Source organism: Streptomyces sp. NPDC002853, from assembly GCF_053591915.1.
The window spans coordinates 316,101-332,091 of the sequence record NZ_JBSFUS010000005.1 but is presented as its reverse complement, the minus strand read 5'-3'; the positions used below and the strand labels follow the sequence as shown (position 1 = coordinate 332,091).

The window sequence follows — 15,991 nt, the reverse complement described above, 5'->3', positions numbered from 1 at the left end:
CGAGCCGCAGGAGAAGGGCGGTCTACGCGCGCCGGAACACGGGGTCACGTTTCTCGGCAAAGGCTCTGGAGCCCTCCTTCGCATCGGCGGTGTCAAAGATCGGCCACCCCCGCTTCAACTCCGCCGCGAGGCCGTCCGCCTCGGACATCTCCGCGGCCTCGTACACGGACGCCTTGACCGCCTCGACGGCGAGCGGCCCGCACGCGTTGATCTGCTCGGCGATGGTGAGGGCCTTCTCCAGGGCGGTGCCGTCCGGGACGACATGCCCCACGAGGCCGATCGACGCGGCCTCGGCCGCCGAGTAGGGCCGCCCGGTGAGCAGCATCTCCAGGGCGTGCGTACGAGGGATCTGGCGCGGGAGGCGGACGGTCGAGCCGCCGATGGGGAACAGGCCGCGCTTGACCTCGAAGAGGCCGAAGGTCGCGGACTCGCCCGCGACGCGGATGTCGGTGCCCTGGAGGATCTCCGTGCCGCCCGCGACGCAGTACCCCTCAACCGCGGCGATGACCGGTTTGCGGGGGCGGTGGTGGCGCAGCATCGCCTTCCAGTGCAGATCGGGGTCGGCCTTCATGCGGTCGCGGTACTGGTCGCCGTCCATGCCCTTGCCCGCGAGCGCCTTGAGGTCCATGCCGGCGCAGAACGCGCCGCCCGCTCCGGTGAGCACGACGGAGCGGATCGCGTCGTCCTCGTCGGCGGCCACCCACCCGTCGTAGAGGCCCACCAGCATCGGCAGCGAGAGCGCGTTCTTCGCCTCCGGCCGGTTGAGCGTGAGTATCAGTGTGGCGCCTTCGCGCTGCACAGCGAGATGTTCCGTCCCACCCATGGCCGTGCTCCCTCTTTGCCTGCTGTCGGCTTCGGACCTGGAACAGGTTGCAGTAGGCGGGGAGCCAGTTCAATAGTTTTCTGACAGTCAGTCAGGTTTCTTGGACGGGGACCCTTCACACTTGTGGGCGCCTCTGCTCTGATGACCGCCAGAGGACAAGAAGAGATGACGCCGGGGTCAGGAGGAGCGGTGGAGTACAACCTTGCCGACCTGTTCGAGTCGGTCGTCGACGTGGTCCCCGACCGCGAGGCGCTCGTGTACATCGATCACCCCGGCACCGGGGAGGAACGCAGGCTGACGTACGCCGAGCTCGACCGGGCCGCCAACCGCATCGCACACCACCTGATCGACGGCGGCCTCCAGCCCGGCGAGCATCTGGGACTGCACCTCTACAACGGCGTCGAGTACCTCCAGACCGTCCTCGCCTGCCTCAAGGCACGCCTCGTACCCGTCAACGTCAACTACCGGTACGTGGAAGAGGAGTTGGTCTACCTCTACCGCGACGCCGACCTCGCCGCGCTCGTCTTCGACGCGGAGTTCACCGAGCGGGTCGCGGCCGCGCTGCCGCGCACGGAGAAGCTGCGGCATCTGGTGCGGGTGGGGACCCCGCCGGCCGACGCGCCCGCGCTCGACGTGGTGGCCTTCACCGAGGCGGAGGCGGCGGGTTCGCCGGAGCGCGGCTTCGGTCCACGCTCGGCGGACGACCTGTTCATCATCTACACCGGCGGCACCACCGGCATGCCCAAGGGTGTCATGTGGCGCCAGGAGGACCTGTTCTTCGCCGGACTCTTCGGCGGCGAGCCCGCGGGCGAGCCGGTGAAGCGGCCCGAGGAACTGGCGGAGCGCGTCGCGGCGGGCGGCCCCGGCATCACGTTCTTCCCCGCTCCCCCGCTGATGCACGGCACCTCGACACTGACGTCGTTCATCGCCTTCAACTACGGCCAGCGGGTGGCCATTCACCGCAAGTACGTCCCCGAAGAGCTGCTCCGCACGATCGAACGGGAGAAGGTCTCCAGCGTGTCACTGGTGGGCGACGCCATGCTCAGGCCGCTCATCGACGCCCTGCACGGCCCGCTCAAGGGCACCGACCTGTCGTCCCTCTTCAGCGTCTCGTCCTCCGGGGCGATCATGTCGGAGACGGTGCGCGCCCAGTTCCAGGAACTGGCCCCCAATGTCCTGCTCCTGAACAACTTCGGCTCCTCCGAGTCCGGCTCCAACGGCAAGGCGACGGACGACTCGGGCCCGGACAAGGGCTTCCGCCTGGAGGTCAACGACCGTACGCAGGTGGTGGACCTGGCCACCCACGAGCCGGTGCCGGTGGGCGTCGTGGGCCGCCTCGCCCAGCGGGGCCACGTACCGCTCGGCTACTACAACGACCCGGCGAAGACGGCCGAGACGTTCTTCCGGAAGGGCGAGGAGCGCTGGGTGCTGCTCGGCGACATGGCCACGGTCGACGAGGAAGGCATCGTCACCGTCCTGGGCCGGGGCTCGCAGTGCATCAACACCGGCGGCGAGAAGGTCTATCCGGAGGAGGTCGAGCAGGCGCTCAAGTCCCATCCGGACGTGTACGACGCGCTGGTCGCCGGGGTCCCCGACGAGCGCTGGGGCAACCGCGTGGCCGCAGTCGTCCAACTACGCGACGGCGCGCCCCCGTTGGACCTAGAAGCCATCCAGACCCATTGCCGCACCCACCTCGCCGGCTACAAGATCCCCCGCGCAGTGGTCTTCACCGACGAGATCCAACGCTCCCCGAGCGGCAAGGCGGACTACCGGTGGGCGAAGGCGGTGGCGGCGGGGGGCTGACTTCACGGTGCGAGCGAGCGGCGCGAACCAAGGCAACCACCACCCCGACCGACAGCACCGCGGGGCAAACGGTGGGTGGGCGGGAAGAATCCGCCGCGAAGCGGCGGGCCAGAAGAACCGTCAGCCAGAGCAGACAGACCGAAGCGCCCGCTCCAAGGCCACCACGTGCAGCACATCAAGCCGCCGCTCGTGCGGTACGCGTACGCCCGCCGCGACCAGCAGCCCTCGGCACGACGCCGCAGCCCGCGCGACCGACGAGTCGGCGATGCCCCGCACCAACTCCCCGTTCACTCGGTTGATCTCCTTACGGACCTCCGCAAGATCAGGCCGCTCCCCCGGAGCCGGCGCCTGCGAAGGATCCGCGTCCCACCGCCGGTGCAGCTCCCGCTGCACCACCTTGTTGGCCTCGATCTGATCACGGAAGATCCGCACGGTCGCCTCGGGATCGGCGCCCAGCTCCCGCGCCTGCCGCGCGACGTCGTCGAGCACCTGCCGCTCGCGGGCCGCGTCGTCGACGGGGCTGCCCGTGCCGTACTTCGCGGCGGCGACGAGATCGGCGGTGGCCAGGCGCCTGGCGGCGAGATCGGCCAGCGAATGCAGCCGCGCGTACGACGACACGGCAGGCCGCGGCGCCGGGGAAGCGGCGACCGCCGCCCCACCCCCGCTGCCGGCGAGCAGAGCCGCCGTGACGACCCCGACAGCGAGCAGACGCCTCACGGACGAGGCAGGACGCACGGCGATTCCCCTGAAGGTCGGCATGGGGGCGATCATCACATCCCACGCCGCACCCGGACAATGCCGTTCTGCCGTCGCGCCGCAGCTCAAGGCCGCCCTGCGCGATCTCTTGACGGCCGCCTCCGGGGCTGGATTACTGACCTTGACGGAAGATCGACGACCGAATGATCGGTCGCCCGTTGGGGACGGGAGAAACCGCATATGACGGCGATGCTGGACGCGGCGGAGCGCCTCGGGCGCGAGGAGCTGGAGGCACTGCAGCTGGAGCGCCTCCAGGACACCTTGCTGCACGCGTACGAGAACGTGCCCTTCTACCGGGCCGCGTTCGACAAGGCGGGCCTGCGCCCCGACGACTGCCGCACACTCGCCGACCTGGCCCGCTTCCCGTTCACGGCCAAGACCGACCTGCGGGACAACTACCCCTTCGGGATGTTCGCGGTCGAGCAGTCCGAGGTGCGGCGCCTGCACGCGTCCAGCGGCACCACGGGCCGGCCCACGGTCGTCGGCTACACCGAGCAGGACCTGACGATGTGGGCGGACGTCGTCGCCCGCTCGATCCGCGCGGCGGGCGGCCGCCCGGGCCACAAGGTCCATGTGGCGTACGGATACGGCCTGTTCACCGGCGGCCTCGGCGCGCACTACGGTGCCGAGCGGCTCGGCTGCACGGTGATTCCCGCGTCCGGCGGCATGACGGCCCGCCAGGTCCAGCTGATCCAGGACTTCCGCCCCGAGATCATCATGATCACGCCCTCCTACATGCTCACGCTCCTGGAGGAGTTCGAACGCCAGGGCGTCGACCCGCGCACGACGTCCCTGAAGATCGGCATCTTCGGCGCCGAGCCGTGGACGGAGGAGATGCGCCGCGAGATCGAGGAGCGGTTCGCGATCGACGCGGTCGACATATACGGGCTCTCGGAGGTCATCGGCCCCGGAGTCGCCCAGGAGTGCGTGGAGACCAAGGACGGCCTGCACATCTGGGAGGACCACTTCTACCCGGAGGTGGTGGACCCGATCACCGGCGAAGTCCTGCCGGACGGCGAGCGCGGCGAGCTGGTCTTCACCTCCCTCACCAAGGAGGCCATGCCCGTCATCCGCTACCGCACCCGCGACCTGACCCGCCTCCTGCCCGGTACGGCACGGACGTTCCGCCGGATGGAGAAGGTCACGGGCCGCTCGGACGACATGGTGATCCTGCGCGGAGTGAACCTCTTCCCCACGCAGGTGGAGGAGATCGTCCTGCGGACACCGGGTGTCGCCCCGTACTTCCAGCTGCGCCTGACCCGCGAGGGCCGCATGGACGCGCTGACGGTCCGGGCCGAGTCCCGACCGGACACGACTCCTGAGCGGCGCGCGGCGGCGGCCCGGGAGATCGCGTCGGCGGTGAAGGACGGCATCGGCGTCTCGGTGAAGGTCGAGATCGTCGACCCCGAGACCATCGAGCGGTCGGTGGGCAAGTTCAAGCGGATCGTGGACCTGCGCGACAAGTGACCACGAGGCCCGCGGGAGCTACGCCGCGCTGAAACGGTCCCGCAGCTCCCGCTTGAGGATCTTCCCGCTCGCGTTGCGCGGCAGCTCGTCCACGAAGAGGACCCGTTTGGGCGCCTTGAAGTGGGCGAGCCTCTCGCGCGCGTGCTCGATGAGTTCCCCTTCGGTCACGTCTCCCTTGCGTACGACGACCGCGGTGACCGCCTCGATCCAGCGCTCGTCCGGCAGCCCGATCACGGCCGTCTCCGCGACGCCTTCGTGGGTGTAGAGCGCGTCCTCGACCTGGCGCGACGCGACGAGGACACCGCCGGAGTTGATGACGTCCTTCACCCGGTCGACCACGGTGAAGTAGCCGTCCGCGTCCCGCACCGCCAGGTCCCCGGAGTGGAACCACCCGTCGCGGAACGCCTCCTTGGTCTCCTCCGGTTTGTCCCAGTAGCCCTCGCACAACTGCGGTGAGTGGTAGACGACTTCGCCCTGTGTGCCGTCGGGCACCTCAAGGCCCTGCTCGTCCACGATCCGCGCCTCCACGAAGAGCACCGGGCGCCCGCAGGAGTCCATCCGCCCCTCGTGCTCGTCGGGCCCGAGGACCGTGGCGAGCGGGCCGATCTCGCTCTGCCCGAAGCAGTTGTAGAAGGCGAGCGACGGCAGCCGTTCGCGCAGGCGCTCCAGCACGGGGACGGGCATGATCGACGCCCCGTAGTAGGCCTTGCGCAGGCCGCCGAGGTCACGGGTACCGAAGCCGGGGTGCTGCGAGAGGCCGATCCATACGGTGGGCGGCGCGAAGAGACTGTCGGCGCGGCCCGCCTCGACGAGCTCGAAGATCCGCTCGGCATCGGGCGCGTCGATGATCGTGTTCTCGGCGCCGATCGCCAGATAGGGCAGCAGGAAGACGTGCATCTGCGCCGAGTGGTACAGCGGCAGCGCGTGGACGGGCTTGTCCGTCTCCTTGAGGTCCAGGGCGGTGATGGCGCTGACGTACTCGTGCACGAGGGCCCGGTGGGTCATCATCGCGCCCTTGGGGAGGGCCGTGGTGCCCGAGGTGTAGAGCAGTTGGGCCAGGTCACCGCTGTCGTCGGGGCCCAGGAGGAAGACCGCTTCGCCCTCGCGCCCCTTGGTGTGTTCGAGCAGCGAGCCCGTGGCGTCCCGCAGCGGCATCGCGCGCACGGTGCCGGGCAGCCGGTGCTCCAGGTGCGGGTCGACCAGGACCGCCGAGCTGCCCGACTGCTCGATGATGTAGGCGAGGTCCTCGCCCTCGAGGTTGTGGTTGATGGGCACGTGCACGAGGCCCGCGCGGGCGCAGGCCAGAAAACCGATGACGTACGCGTCGGAGTTGTGTCCGTAGGCGCCGACCCGAGCGCCGTCCCTGAGCCCCTCCCGGTGGAGGTACGCCGCCGCCTGCGTGACCGCGTCGTCAAGTTCGCGGTAGGTCCAGACCCGCTCCCCATAGCGCAGTGCCACCCGCCCCGGCACGCGCCGCGCGCTGCGTCCCAGGACATCGTCGACCGTATTGCTGCGTACACCCGTCATGGCGTGATCCTGTGCCGCGTGCGTCGCGGCGGTCAAGGCTCCGTACGGGGTGCGAACCCGATCAGTACGGGGTGCGGACCCGACCCGCCCGAGGCGCGAACTTGATCGGTCGCGCCACTCGATCAAGTGACATACCGGTTGGTACGCTCAACCGCCCCTTCCCTCACCCTTGTTGGGAGGCACCATGCGTATGCGTACCCGCACCAGACGCCTCACGGCTCTGGGCATCAGCCTGTTGACCGCCGCGGCCTTCCTGCCGTCGTCCGCCGCCACCGCCGGCGCCGCGGAGGACCGTGCCGGCCGCCCGTCCGGCGGCGGTCTGTCCGCCACCCTGCGCTACACCCAGTACGGCATTCCGCACATCCTCGCCAAGGACTACGAGAACCTCGGCTTCGGCACCGGCTGGGCGCAGGCCGCCGACCAGGTGTGCACCCTCGCCGAGGGATACGTGACCGTACGCGGGGAGCGGTCACGTCACTTCGGCCCCGACGGCAAGCCGGACGGTTCGCTGTCCTCGGCGAGCACGAACCTCGCGAGCGATCTCTACTTCGGCGGTGTGCGGGACACCCGCACCGTGGAGAAGCTCCTCGAGCGGCCCGCCCCCGCGGGCCCGAGCGCCACGTCGAAGAAGCTGATGAGCGGTTTCGCGGCGGGCTACAACGCCTGGCTGAAGCAGAACCGCGTAACCGACCCCGCTTGCAAGGGCGCCAAGTGGCTGCGCCCGATCACCTCCCTCGACGTGGCGAGGCAGGGCTTCGCCGTGCAGGTCCTCGGCGGTCAGGGGCGGGGCATAGACGGCATCACCGCCGCGCGGCCGCCGAGCGCCACGGCTGCGGACCGCACCCCGGACCCCGAGCGCACGGCGAAGGCGGCACGCGATCTCTTCTCTGCCGAGGACGCCGTCATGGGTTCCAACGCCGTCGCGTTCAGTGGGAGGACCACCGCGAACGGCAAGGGTCTGCTGCTCGGAAATCCGCACTACCCCTGGCAGGGCGGCCGGCGTTTCTGGCAGTCGCAGCAGACCATCCCCGGCGAGCTGAACGTCTCGGGCGGTTCGCTGCTCGGCACGAGCGTCGTCAACATCGGTTTCAACGGCGATGTGGCGTGGAGCCACACGGTGGCGACCGGCGTGACCCTCAATCTGCACCAGCTGACGCTGGATCCCGCCGACCCGACCGCCTATCTGGTGGACGGCAAGCCGGAGAAGATGACGAAGCGGACGGTCGAGGTGCCGGTCAAGAACGGCGCCCCTGTGACCCGCACCCAGTGGTGGACCCGGTACGGCCCGGTCACCACCGACCTCGGCACACAGCTTCCGCTGCCCTGGTCGGCGAAGACGGCGTACGCCCTGAACGACCCCAACGCCACGAACCTGCGCGGCAGCGACACCGACCTCGGCTTCGGCAAGGCCCGTTCCACCGAGGGGGTGTTGAAGGCGCTGCGCGACACGCAGGGCCTGCCGTGGGTCAACACCATCGCCGCGGACCGCAAGGGCCACTCGCTCCTCACCCAGTCGCAGGTGTTGCCCCGCATCACCGACGACCTCGCCGAGCGCTGCTCCACGGACCTGGGCAAGGTGACGTATCCGGCCTCGGGCGTGGCCGTGCTCGACGGTTCGCGCGCCGACTGCGCGCTCGGCTCGGACAAGGACGCCGTCCAGCCCGGGATCTTCGGCCCGTCGAAGATGCCCACGCTCAAGGACGCGCCGTACGCGGAGAATTCCAACGACAGCGCGTGGCTCACCAACGCGGACAAGCCGATCACCGGTTACGAGCGGGTCTTCGGGACGATCGGCACGCAGCGCTCCATGCGCACGCGCGGCGCCATCGAGGATGTCGCGGCGATGGCGAAGGAGGGCGACCTGACGGTCAAGGACCTCCAGGAGCAGCAGTTCGCGAACCGGGCGCCCGCGGGCGATCTGGCCGCCGACGACGCGGCGCGGGCGTGCGCGGCGCTGCCGGGTGGCAGGGCAACGGGCAGTGACGGCACCGCTGTTGACGTACGCAAGGCTTGTGCCGCCCTCAAGGCGTGGGACCACAGCATGGATACGGACAGCAGGGGCGCCCTGCTGTTCGACCGGTTCTGGCGCAAGCTGGTGGCCGCCGTGCCGAACGCGCAGTTGTGGAAGGTGCCGTTCTCCGCCGCCGACCCGGTGCGTACGCCGAACACCCTCGACACGGCCCGCCCCGGCTTCGCGACCGCACTCGCCGACGCGGTGACCGAACTGCGTGGGGCGGGCATCGCGCTCGACGCGCCTTTGGGCAGGAACCAGTTCGTCGTACGCGGCTCGGAGAGGCTGCCGATCCATGGCGGCACGGAGTCGATCGGCGTGTGGAACAAGGTCGAGCCGGTGTGGGACGCGAAGAGCGGCGGCTACACCGAGGTAGCGCACGGTTCGAGTCACATCCAGGCGGTCGGCTGGGACAAGAGCCACTGCCCGAAGGCACGCACGCTGCTCACCTACTCGCAGTCGTCGAACCCGAACTCGCCGCACTACCGCGATCAGACGCGGTTGTACGCCGATGAGCGGTGGGTGACGTCACGGTTCTGCGAGAAGGACATCATGCGGGACCCGGAACTCAGGGTGGTCAAGGTGCGTGAACGCCGCTGAAGCCTCGCCCCTGACCGCGCAGAAGCCGGCCGGGTACGCCTGCAAGGAGCCCCGCGCTCCCTGGGCGGACCCGGTCGGCTCCGTTAGAAAGGTGGGGACGTCTCTCAGGGGAGGACTGATGGTGAAGGCATCCGCGTTTCTGGACCGCAAGCTGTCCCGGAGGTTCGCGACGTACGACGACGACGGCGACGGGTTCATCGAGCGCGCGGACTTCGAGAGGTCCGTGGCCCGGCTCGGCGAGGCCTTCGGCCACGGTCCTGACTCCAGGCCGGTGGCGAGACTGCGGGAGCTTTCCCTGGGGCTGTGGGAACATCTCGCACGGGTCGCCGACGTGGACAAGGACAGCCGCATCAGTGAGGCGGAGTACAAGTCCGCGTTCCTGGCGGGGCTTTTGGAGACTCCCGACTCCTTCGACGAGGGATACGTGCCGTTCCTCGACGCGATCATGGACATCGCCGACGCGGATGGTGACGGCAAGCTGACCCGCGACGAGCAGGTGCGCTGGAGCGGGGCCCTGATGAACCTGCCGGAGGCGGACGCGCGCGAGGTCTTCGGACGACTCGACTACGACACGGACGGCGCGGTCGAACGGGACGAGCTCCTCGCAGCCATCCGGGAGTTCTATTTCGACGATGACCCGCATTCGGCCGGGTCCTGGCTCCTCGGCCCGCTGGAATCCTTCTGACCGTCTCGCCGCCTGGCCGGCACCGCGGCACGGTGCAGGCCGGGCGGCCGGGCGGTGCGTGGCTACAGCGCGCGCTCCCGCCCTTCCCAGTACGGCTCCCGCAGCCGTCGCTTGTAGAGCTTGCCGTTCGGGTCGCGGGGCATGGTCTCGATGAAGTCGACGCTCTTCGGGCGCTTGTAGCCGGCCAGTTGGCGTTCGCAGTGGTCGAGGATCTCGGTGGCGAGTGCGTCGCCCGCCTCGTGGCCTTCCGCCACCTCCACCACCGCCTTGACCTGCTCGCCCCACTCGTCGTGCGGGATGCCGAACGCGGCCGCGTCCGCGACGGCCGGGTGCGTGAGCAGCGCGGACTCGATCTCGGCGGGGTAGATGTTGACCCCACCCGAGATGATCATGTCGATCTTGCGGTCGCGGAGGTAGAGGTAGCCGTCCTCGTCCAGGTAGCCGAGGTCGCCGACCGTGAAGAAGTCGCCGATGCGGTTCTTCTTCGTCTTGGACTCGTCCTTGTGGTACGAGAATCCGCCGGTGCTCATCTTCATGTAGACGGTGCCGAGTTCACCGGGCGGCAGCGGGTTGCCGTCGTCGTCGAAGACGGCGAGTTCGCTGATGGGCCAGGCCTTGCCGACGGTGCCGGGCCGCTTCAGCCAGTCCTGCGCGGTGGCGAACGCGCCGCCGCCCTCGCTGGCCGCGTAGTACTCCTCGACGCACTCGCCCCACCACTCGATCATCGCCCGTTTGACGTGGTCGGGGCAGGGCGCGGCGCCGTGGATGGCGTGGCGCATGGACGAGACGTCGTACGCCGCCTTCGTCTCGTCCGGCAGTGCGAGGAGGCGGTGGAACTGGGTCGGCACCATGTGGGTGTGCGTGCACTTGTAGGTGTCGATGAGACGCAGCATCTCCTCGGGCGTCCACTTGTCCATCAGGACCAGCGGATGGCCGATGTGCAGGGCGGCGCCCGCGAACTGGAGGACCGCGGTGTGGTAGAGCGGCGAGCAGACGAGGTGCACGTTGTCGTCGAAGGGTTTGATGCCGAAGATGCCGAGGAAGCCGCCGAGGTAGGACTCCTCGGGGAGCTTTCCGGACAGCGGGCGCCGGATGCCGCGCGGGCGTCCCGTCGTGCCGGAGGTGTAGTTCATGACCCAGCCGAGCGTGCGGTCGTCGGGCGCCGACTCCGGTTGCCCCGCGAGGAGTTCGGGGTAGGGGCGGAAGCCGGGCATGTCCCCCACGGCGTACCGGTGCGTGGCCGGGAGCTTCGCCTCGTCGGCGGCGTCGGTCGCCGCTCGCGCGAACCGCTCGTGCGCGATCAGCACCTTCGCGCCGGAGTCGGCGACGATCCAGGCGATCTCGGGTCCGACCAGATGGTGGTTGACCGGCACGAGGTAGAGGCCGGCCTGCGATGCCGCCAGGTACGCGGTGAGGAACTCGACGCCGTTGGGCAGCACGACGGCGAAGGCGTCGCCGCGCTCCAGGCCGGCGGCGCGCAGCCCGTGGACGAGTTGGTTGGTCGCCGCGTGCAGGCGCCGCGCGGTCCACTCCTCGCCGTCGGGTGCGGTCAGGACCACGCGGTCCGGGTCCGCCTCGGCCTGCGCCCAGAAGCCGTTGGGGGGCGTGCTGCCCGGCATGCTGCTCATAGGGACCTCTCCTCCGTCTCGTGGGTCAGTGGTCAGGCGCGTCCGGCGACGCGGTTCACGCGGTCGATGGCACGCTCGAAACCGCTGGTCAGGTCGTCGAACACTGCCTGGACGCCGCGTTCGCTGTTCATGCGGCCGACGATCTGCCCGACGGGTGTGCCGAGCAGCGCCTGCACCTCGTACTTCTGGATGCGCGACACCGCCTCGGCGACCAGGAGCCCCTGTAGCGGCATGGGCAGCGTGCCGGGTCCGTCCGGGTCGTCCCAGGCGTCGGTCCATTCGGTGCGCAGCTGCCGCGCGGGCTTGCCGGTCAGGGCGCGTGAGCGGACCGTGTCGCCGGAGCCCGCCGCCAGGAGTTTCTCGGTGAGTGCCCGCGAGTGCATGTCGGCCTCCGTCGTGGTGAGCCAGAGGGAGCCGAGCCACACGCCCTGCGCGCCGAGCGCGAACGCGGCCGCGATCTGGTCCCCGCTGCCGATGCCGCCCGCGGCGAGCACCGGCAGTGGCGCGACAGCCTCGACGGCTTCGGGCGTCAGGACCATGGAGGCGATCTCGCCGGTGTGGCCGCCCGCCTCGTAGCCCTGCGCGACGACGATGTCGATGCCCGCGTCGGCGTGCTTGCGGGCGTGGCGGGCGCTGCCCGCGAGCGCGGCGACGAGTACGTCATGGTCGTGGGCGCGCTGGATGACGTCGGCGGGTGGTGAGCCGAGCGCGTTGGCGAGGAGTTTGATCGGGTAGTCGAAGGCGACGTCGAGCTGATTGCGGGCGACCTGCTCCATCCACCCGGTGATGCGCCAGCCGGACGCCTCCCCTTCGGCCAGCTCGGGCACGCCGTGCTTGCCGAGGGTGTCCTTGACGAACTGCCGGTGGCCTTCGGGGATCATCGCCTCGACGTCGGCCTCGCTCACCCCCTCGACCTTCTTCGCGGGCATCACGACATCGAGCCCGTAGGGCCGGTCGCCGACGTGCTCCTGCATCCAGTCGAGATCCCGGGCCAGCTCGTCGGGCGCCGTGTAGCGGACCGCGCCGAGCACACCGAATCCGCCCGCCCTGCTGATGGCGGCGGCCACCGCCGGGAAGGGCGTGAAGCCGAAGATGGCGTGCTCGATCCCCAGTTTCCTGCTCAGCTCTGTCTGCATGGGCGCAGGATGCCGCAGCCGCCCGGACGACGGAAGAGATTTTCTGATGCGGTGTCAGATCTTTGGCGGGCGCCCGTGGTTGACAGAGCCCGGCACTGACATGAAAGTTTCAGCAGTCTCTTGTGATCCCGAAAGATAATTTCAGCCCAGGCGAGTTCCAGGAGGGGGCACGGTCATGGCCGAGGACAACGGGGCGGCGTCCGACAGAGCGGGCGGCGGGCTGAGCAGACGCCAACTGGGCGCGCGCGTCGTGGCACTGGGCGGGGCGCTGGCACTGGTGCCGTTCCCCGCGGGACCTGCCGCGGCGGCGGGATCCGCGGCCGCGGCCAAGCGTCCGACGCTGCGGCCCGGCAGCCCCGAGCGCGCCGGGCTGCTCGCCGGACACCTGCGGCAACTGGTCGCCGACGCGGAGCAGTTCCTCGACCCCTCCCCCAAGCACCCGTGGTATGCGGGCGCCGTCCTGCTCGCGGGCCGCGGCGGCACCGTCGCCCTGCACCAGCCCATCGGCAAGGCGGTGCGCTACTCGGCGTACGACGAGAAGACCGACACCGGCGTCGAGCTGCCGGCCGACCGGCAGATCCCGATGGCCAAGGACACGGTCTTCGACCTCGCCTCCGTCAGCAAGCTGTTCACCTCGCTGCTCGCGGTGCAGCAGATCGAGCGGGGCAAGCTGGAGCTGGAGGCGAAGGTCGCCTCGTACCTCCCTGATTTCGGGGGCGCCGGCAAGCAGGACATCACCGTCCTTCAGCTCCTCACCCACACCTCGGGGTTCCGGTCCTGGATCCCCCTGTTCAAGGAGCCCACGCGCGAGGGCCAGTTGCGCCTCATCTGGCAGGAGGCGCCGCTCAACCCGCCGGGCACCAAGTACCTCTACTCGGACCTGAACCTGATCTCGCTCCAGCTGGTCCTCGAAGAGATCACCGGCCGCCGCCTGGACACACTGCTCCACGACGAGATCACCGCTCCGCTCGGGATGCACCGCACGCGCTACAACCCGCCCGCGTCCTGGCGGCCGAAGACCGCCGCGACCGAGGACGCCCGGCTGCCCTGGTCGGGCCTCGACCGCGGCATGGTGTGGGGCGAGGTGCACGACGAGAACGCCTTCGGCCTCGGCGGGGTCGCGGGGCACGCGGGGGTCTTCTCCTGTGCCTGGGACCTCGCGATCCTCGGCCGCACGCTGCTCAACGGCGGGGTGTACGGCCGCTCCCGCATCCTCTCGGACGAGTCCGTGAAGCTGATGTTCACCGACTTCAACACGGAGTTCCCCGGGGACGAGCACGGCCTGGGCTTCGAGCTCTACCAGCACTGGTACATGGGCGCGATGGCCACGCCGCGCACCGCGGGCCACACCGGGTTCACCGGCACCTCCCTCGTCCTCGACCCGACGACCGACTCCTTCCTCGTCGTCCTCGGCAACTCGGTCCACCCGGTGCGCAGTTGGCGCTCCGGTTCGGCCCCCAGGGTGGCCGCGGCGAACCGCATGGCACGCGCCGTCCCGGTGCGTCCCGCGCGCGGGCGCACCGCGTGGTTCTCCGGCATGGCGAACGCGGCGACGGCCACGCTGACCCTGCCGCCCCTCACCCTCGCCACGGACCGGGCGAAGCTGCGGTGCGAGCTGTGGTGGGACACCGAGCCGGGTTCGGACGCCCTGCGCCTTGAGGCCTCGCGGGACGACGGCACGACATGGCAGCCGGTTCCGTTCACCACCGAGCACCGGGGGACGTCACCTCGGCAGCACCCCGACGGCACGGCGTCCGGCTGGTCGGGGCGCGTCTGGCACCGCCTGGCCGCGGACCTCTCGCCGTGGCGGGGCGAGCGGGTCCAGCTGCGCTGGCGGTACGCGACGGACCAGCTCTACGTGGGGCGCGGCGCGTACGCCGACGGACTGCGGGTCGAGGACGGCGCGCGCACGGTCTTCGACGAGGCACGGCCCGCCGACGCGGCCCGCATCGAGGCGGTCGGCTGGGCCCCCTCGGCCGACTGAGGCCGCGCCGAGGCCCTACTCCCCCAGCGCGGCCATCGCGGCGTTGTGCCCGGGAATGCCGCTGACCCCGCCGCCGCGCACGGCACCCGCCCCGCACAGCAGGACGTTCGCGTGCCGCGTCTCCACGCCCCAGCGCCCGGTGCCCTCCTGGGCGTAGGGGAAGGCGAGGTCGCGGTGGAAGATGTTGCCGCCGGGCAGGCGCAGGTCGCGTTCCAGGTCCAGGGGGGTCTTGGCCTCGATGCAGGGGCGGCCGTCCGCGTCGGTGGCCAGGCAGTCGGCGAGCGGCTCGGCCAGGTGCGCGTCCAACTGCTCCAGGGTCGACTTCAGGAGTTCGGCGCGTACGGCGTCGTTGTCCTGGGCGAAGAGACGGGCGGGGGTGTGGAGCCCGAAGAGGGTGAGGGTCTGGCAGCCGCGCTCCACGAGTTCGGGGGCGAGGATGCTGGGATCGGTCAGGGAGTGGCAGTAGATCTCGGAGGGCGGCGCGGCGGGCAGCTCGCCGGCCGCGGCCTGGGCGTACGCCGTCGCCAACTCCCCGTAGCCCTCCCCGATGTGGAAGGTCCCGGCGAAGGCCTCGTGCGGGTCGACCGATGTGTCGCGCAGCCTCGGCAGCCGATCGAGCAGCATGTTGACCTTGAGCTGGGCGCCTTCGGCCGGGGCGGGCGGGGTGTCACCGATGAGGGCGGCGAGCTCCTGGGGTGAGGCGTTGACCAGGACGTGCCGGGCGGCGACGGTGGCCTCGCGCTCGGGCGTGCGGTACGTGACCTCGGCGCTCTGTCCGTCCGACTCGATGCGGGTGACCTCGTGGCCGGCTGCGAGCTCGGCGCCCGCCGCGCGGGCCGAGGCGGCGAGGGCTCCGGTGAGGGCGCCCATGCCGCCGACAGGCACGTTCCAGTCGCCGGTGCCGCCGCCGATGACGTGGTAGAGGAAGCAGCGGTTCTGCCGCAGGGACGGGTCGTGGGCGTCGGCGAACGTTCCGATGAGGGCGTCGGTGAGCACCACCCCGCGCACCAGGTCGTCGTGGAACCGCTCCTCGACGGCGGCGCCGATCGGCTCCTCGAACAGCGCGCGCCAGGCGGCCTCGTCACCGATCCGTTCACGCAGGGCGCCGCGCGTGGGCAGGGGCTCGGTGAGCGTGGGGAAGACCTGCTCGGCGACGTGCCCCGTCATCGCGTAGAACTCCCGCCAGGCCTCGTACTCGCGCGGCCCGCCGGTGAGCCGCTCGAACGCCTCCCTGGTGCGCGCCTCGCCACCGCCGACCAGCAGTCCCGTCGGCACGCCGTCGCGCTCGGTCGGGGTGTACGAGGACACGGTCCGGGTGCGCACCCGGAAGTCCAGGTCCAGCTCCCTGACGATCTTCCGCGGCAGGAGGCTGACCAGGTACGAGTAGCGCGAGAGCCGGGCGTCGACACCGGCGAAGGGGCGGCTGGACACGGCGGCCCCTCCGGTCCCGGAGAGCCGCTCCAGGAGCAGGACGGAGCGTCCGGCGCGGGCGAGATAGGCGGCGGCCACAAGTCCGTTGTGACCACCGCCGACGATGACGGCGTCGTATCGATCGCGAGGAGGCATAGCTC

11 protein-coding genes are annotated in these 15,991 nt (G+C 70.6%); 5 read left to right on the top strand and 6 right to left on the bottom strand.

What is annotated here, in order from left to right; genetic code table 11:
• Positions 1–22: 22 nt before the first annotated feature.
• The gene (locus ACWD02_RS16135; RefSeq protein WP_451210193.1) at positions 23–823 is read right to left on the bottom strand and encodes a crotonase/enoyl-CoA hydratase family protein; all 801 of its coding nucleotides are present in this window, start codon (positions 821–823) and stop codon (positions 23–25) included.
• Between the two features lie 189 nt (positions 824–1,012).
• On the opposite strand from ACWD02_RS16135, the gene ACWD02_RS16130 reads away from it, so the two are divergent.
• Positions 1,013–2,626, top strand: a complete 1,614-nt coding sequence (locus ACWD02_RS16130) for an acyl-CoA synthetase (RefSeq protein ID WP_451210190.1) — start codon at positions 1,013–1,015, stop codon at positions 2,624–2,626.
• A gap of 120 nt (positions 2,627–2,746) precedes the next feature.
• Here ACWD02_RS16130 and aroQ read toward each other — a convergent pair whose 3' ends face one another.
• Positions 2,747–3,385: a gamma subclass chorismate mutase AroQ gene (gene aroQ, locus ACWD02_RS16125; protein WP_451210187.1), complete on the bottom strand. Its 639-nt coding sequence runs from the start codon at positions 3,383–3,385 to the stop codon at positions 2,747–2,749.
• Positions 3,386–3,562: 177 nt separating this feature from the next.
• Between aroQ and paaK the strand changes: the two genes are divergently transcribed.
• Entirely contained in the window at positions 3,563–4,849 is a 1,287-nt protein-coding gene (gene paaK / locus ACWD02_RS16120; RefSeq protein WP_451210184.1) for a phenylacetate--CoA ligase PaaK, read from the top strand.
• An 18-nt stretch (positions 4,850–4,867) separates the two neighbouring features.
• Here the strand turns inward: paaK and ACWD02_RS16115 are convergent, their stop codons facing one another.
• Positions 4,868–6,376 (bottom strand): acyl-CoA synthetase, encoded by a 1,509-nt coding sequence (locus ACWD02_RS16115; RefSeq protein ID WP_451210181.1) that lies wholly within the window; start codon positions 6,374–6,376, stop codon positions 4,868–4,870.
• Between the two features lie 184 nt (positions 6,377–6,560).
• Between ACWD02_RS16115 and ACWD02_RS16110 the strand changes: the two genes are divergently transcribed.
• Positions 6,561–8,987, top strand: coding sequence for a penicillin acylase family protein (locus ACWD02_RS16110; protein WP_451210178.1), 2,427 nt, complete (start codon positions 6,561–6,563; stop codon positions 8,985–8,987).
• Positions 8,988–9,105: 118 nt separating this feature from the next.
• A complete protein-coding gene (locus ACWD02_RS16105) occupies positions 9,106–9,672 on the top strand; it encodes an EF-hand domain-containing protein (RefSeq protein WP_451210175.1) in 567 nt (188 codons plus the stop codon).
• A gap of 62 nt (positions 9,673–9,734) precedes the next feature.
• On the opposite strand, the gene ACWD02_RS16100 is transcribed toward ACWD02_RS16105, so the two are convergent.
• Together ACWD02_RS16100 and ACWD02_RS16095 are read right to left on the bottom strand one after the other, a co-directional pair.
• Positions 9,735–11,291 carry an acyl-CoA synthetase gene (locus tag ACWD02_RS16100; protein WP_451210789.1) on the bottom strand — a complete coding sequence of 519 codons (1,557 nt, stop codon included), beginning with the start codon at positions 11,289–11,291 and terminating at the stop codon, positions 9,735–9,737.
• A 41-nt stretch (positions 11,292–11,332) separates the two neighbouring features.
• The gene (locus ACWD02_RS16095; protein WP_451210172.1) at positions 11,333–12,436 is read right to left on the bottom strand and encodes an NAD(P)H-dependent flavin oxidoreductase; all 1,104 of its coding nucleotides are present in this window, start codon (positions 12,434–12,436) and stop codon (positions 11,333–11,335) included.
• Positions 12,437–12,611: 175 nt separating this feature from the next.
• Between ACWD02_RS16095 and ACWD02_RS16090 the strand changes: the two genes are divergently transcribed.
• Positions 12,612–14,420 (top strand): serine hydrolase, encoded by a 1,809-nt coding sequence (locus ACWD02_RS16090; RefSeq protein ID WP_451210170.1) that lies wholly within the window; start codon positions 12,612–12,614, stop codon positions 14,418–14,420.
• Positions 14,421–14,435: 15 nt separating this feature from the next.
• Here the strand turns inward: ACWD02_RS16090 and ACWD02_RS16085 are convergent, their stop codons facing one another.
• Entirely contained in the window at positions 14,436–15,986 is a 1,551-nt protein-coding gene (locus tag ACWD02_RS16085; protein ID WP_451210167.1) for a phytoene desaturase family protein, read from the bottom strand.
• Between the last annotated feature and the right edge of the window lie 5 nt (positions 15,987–15,991).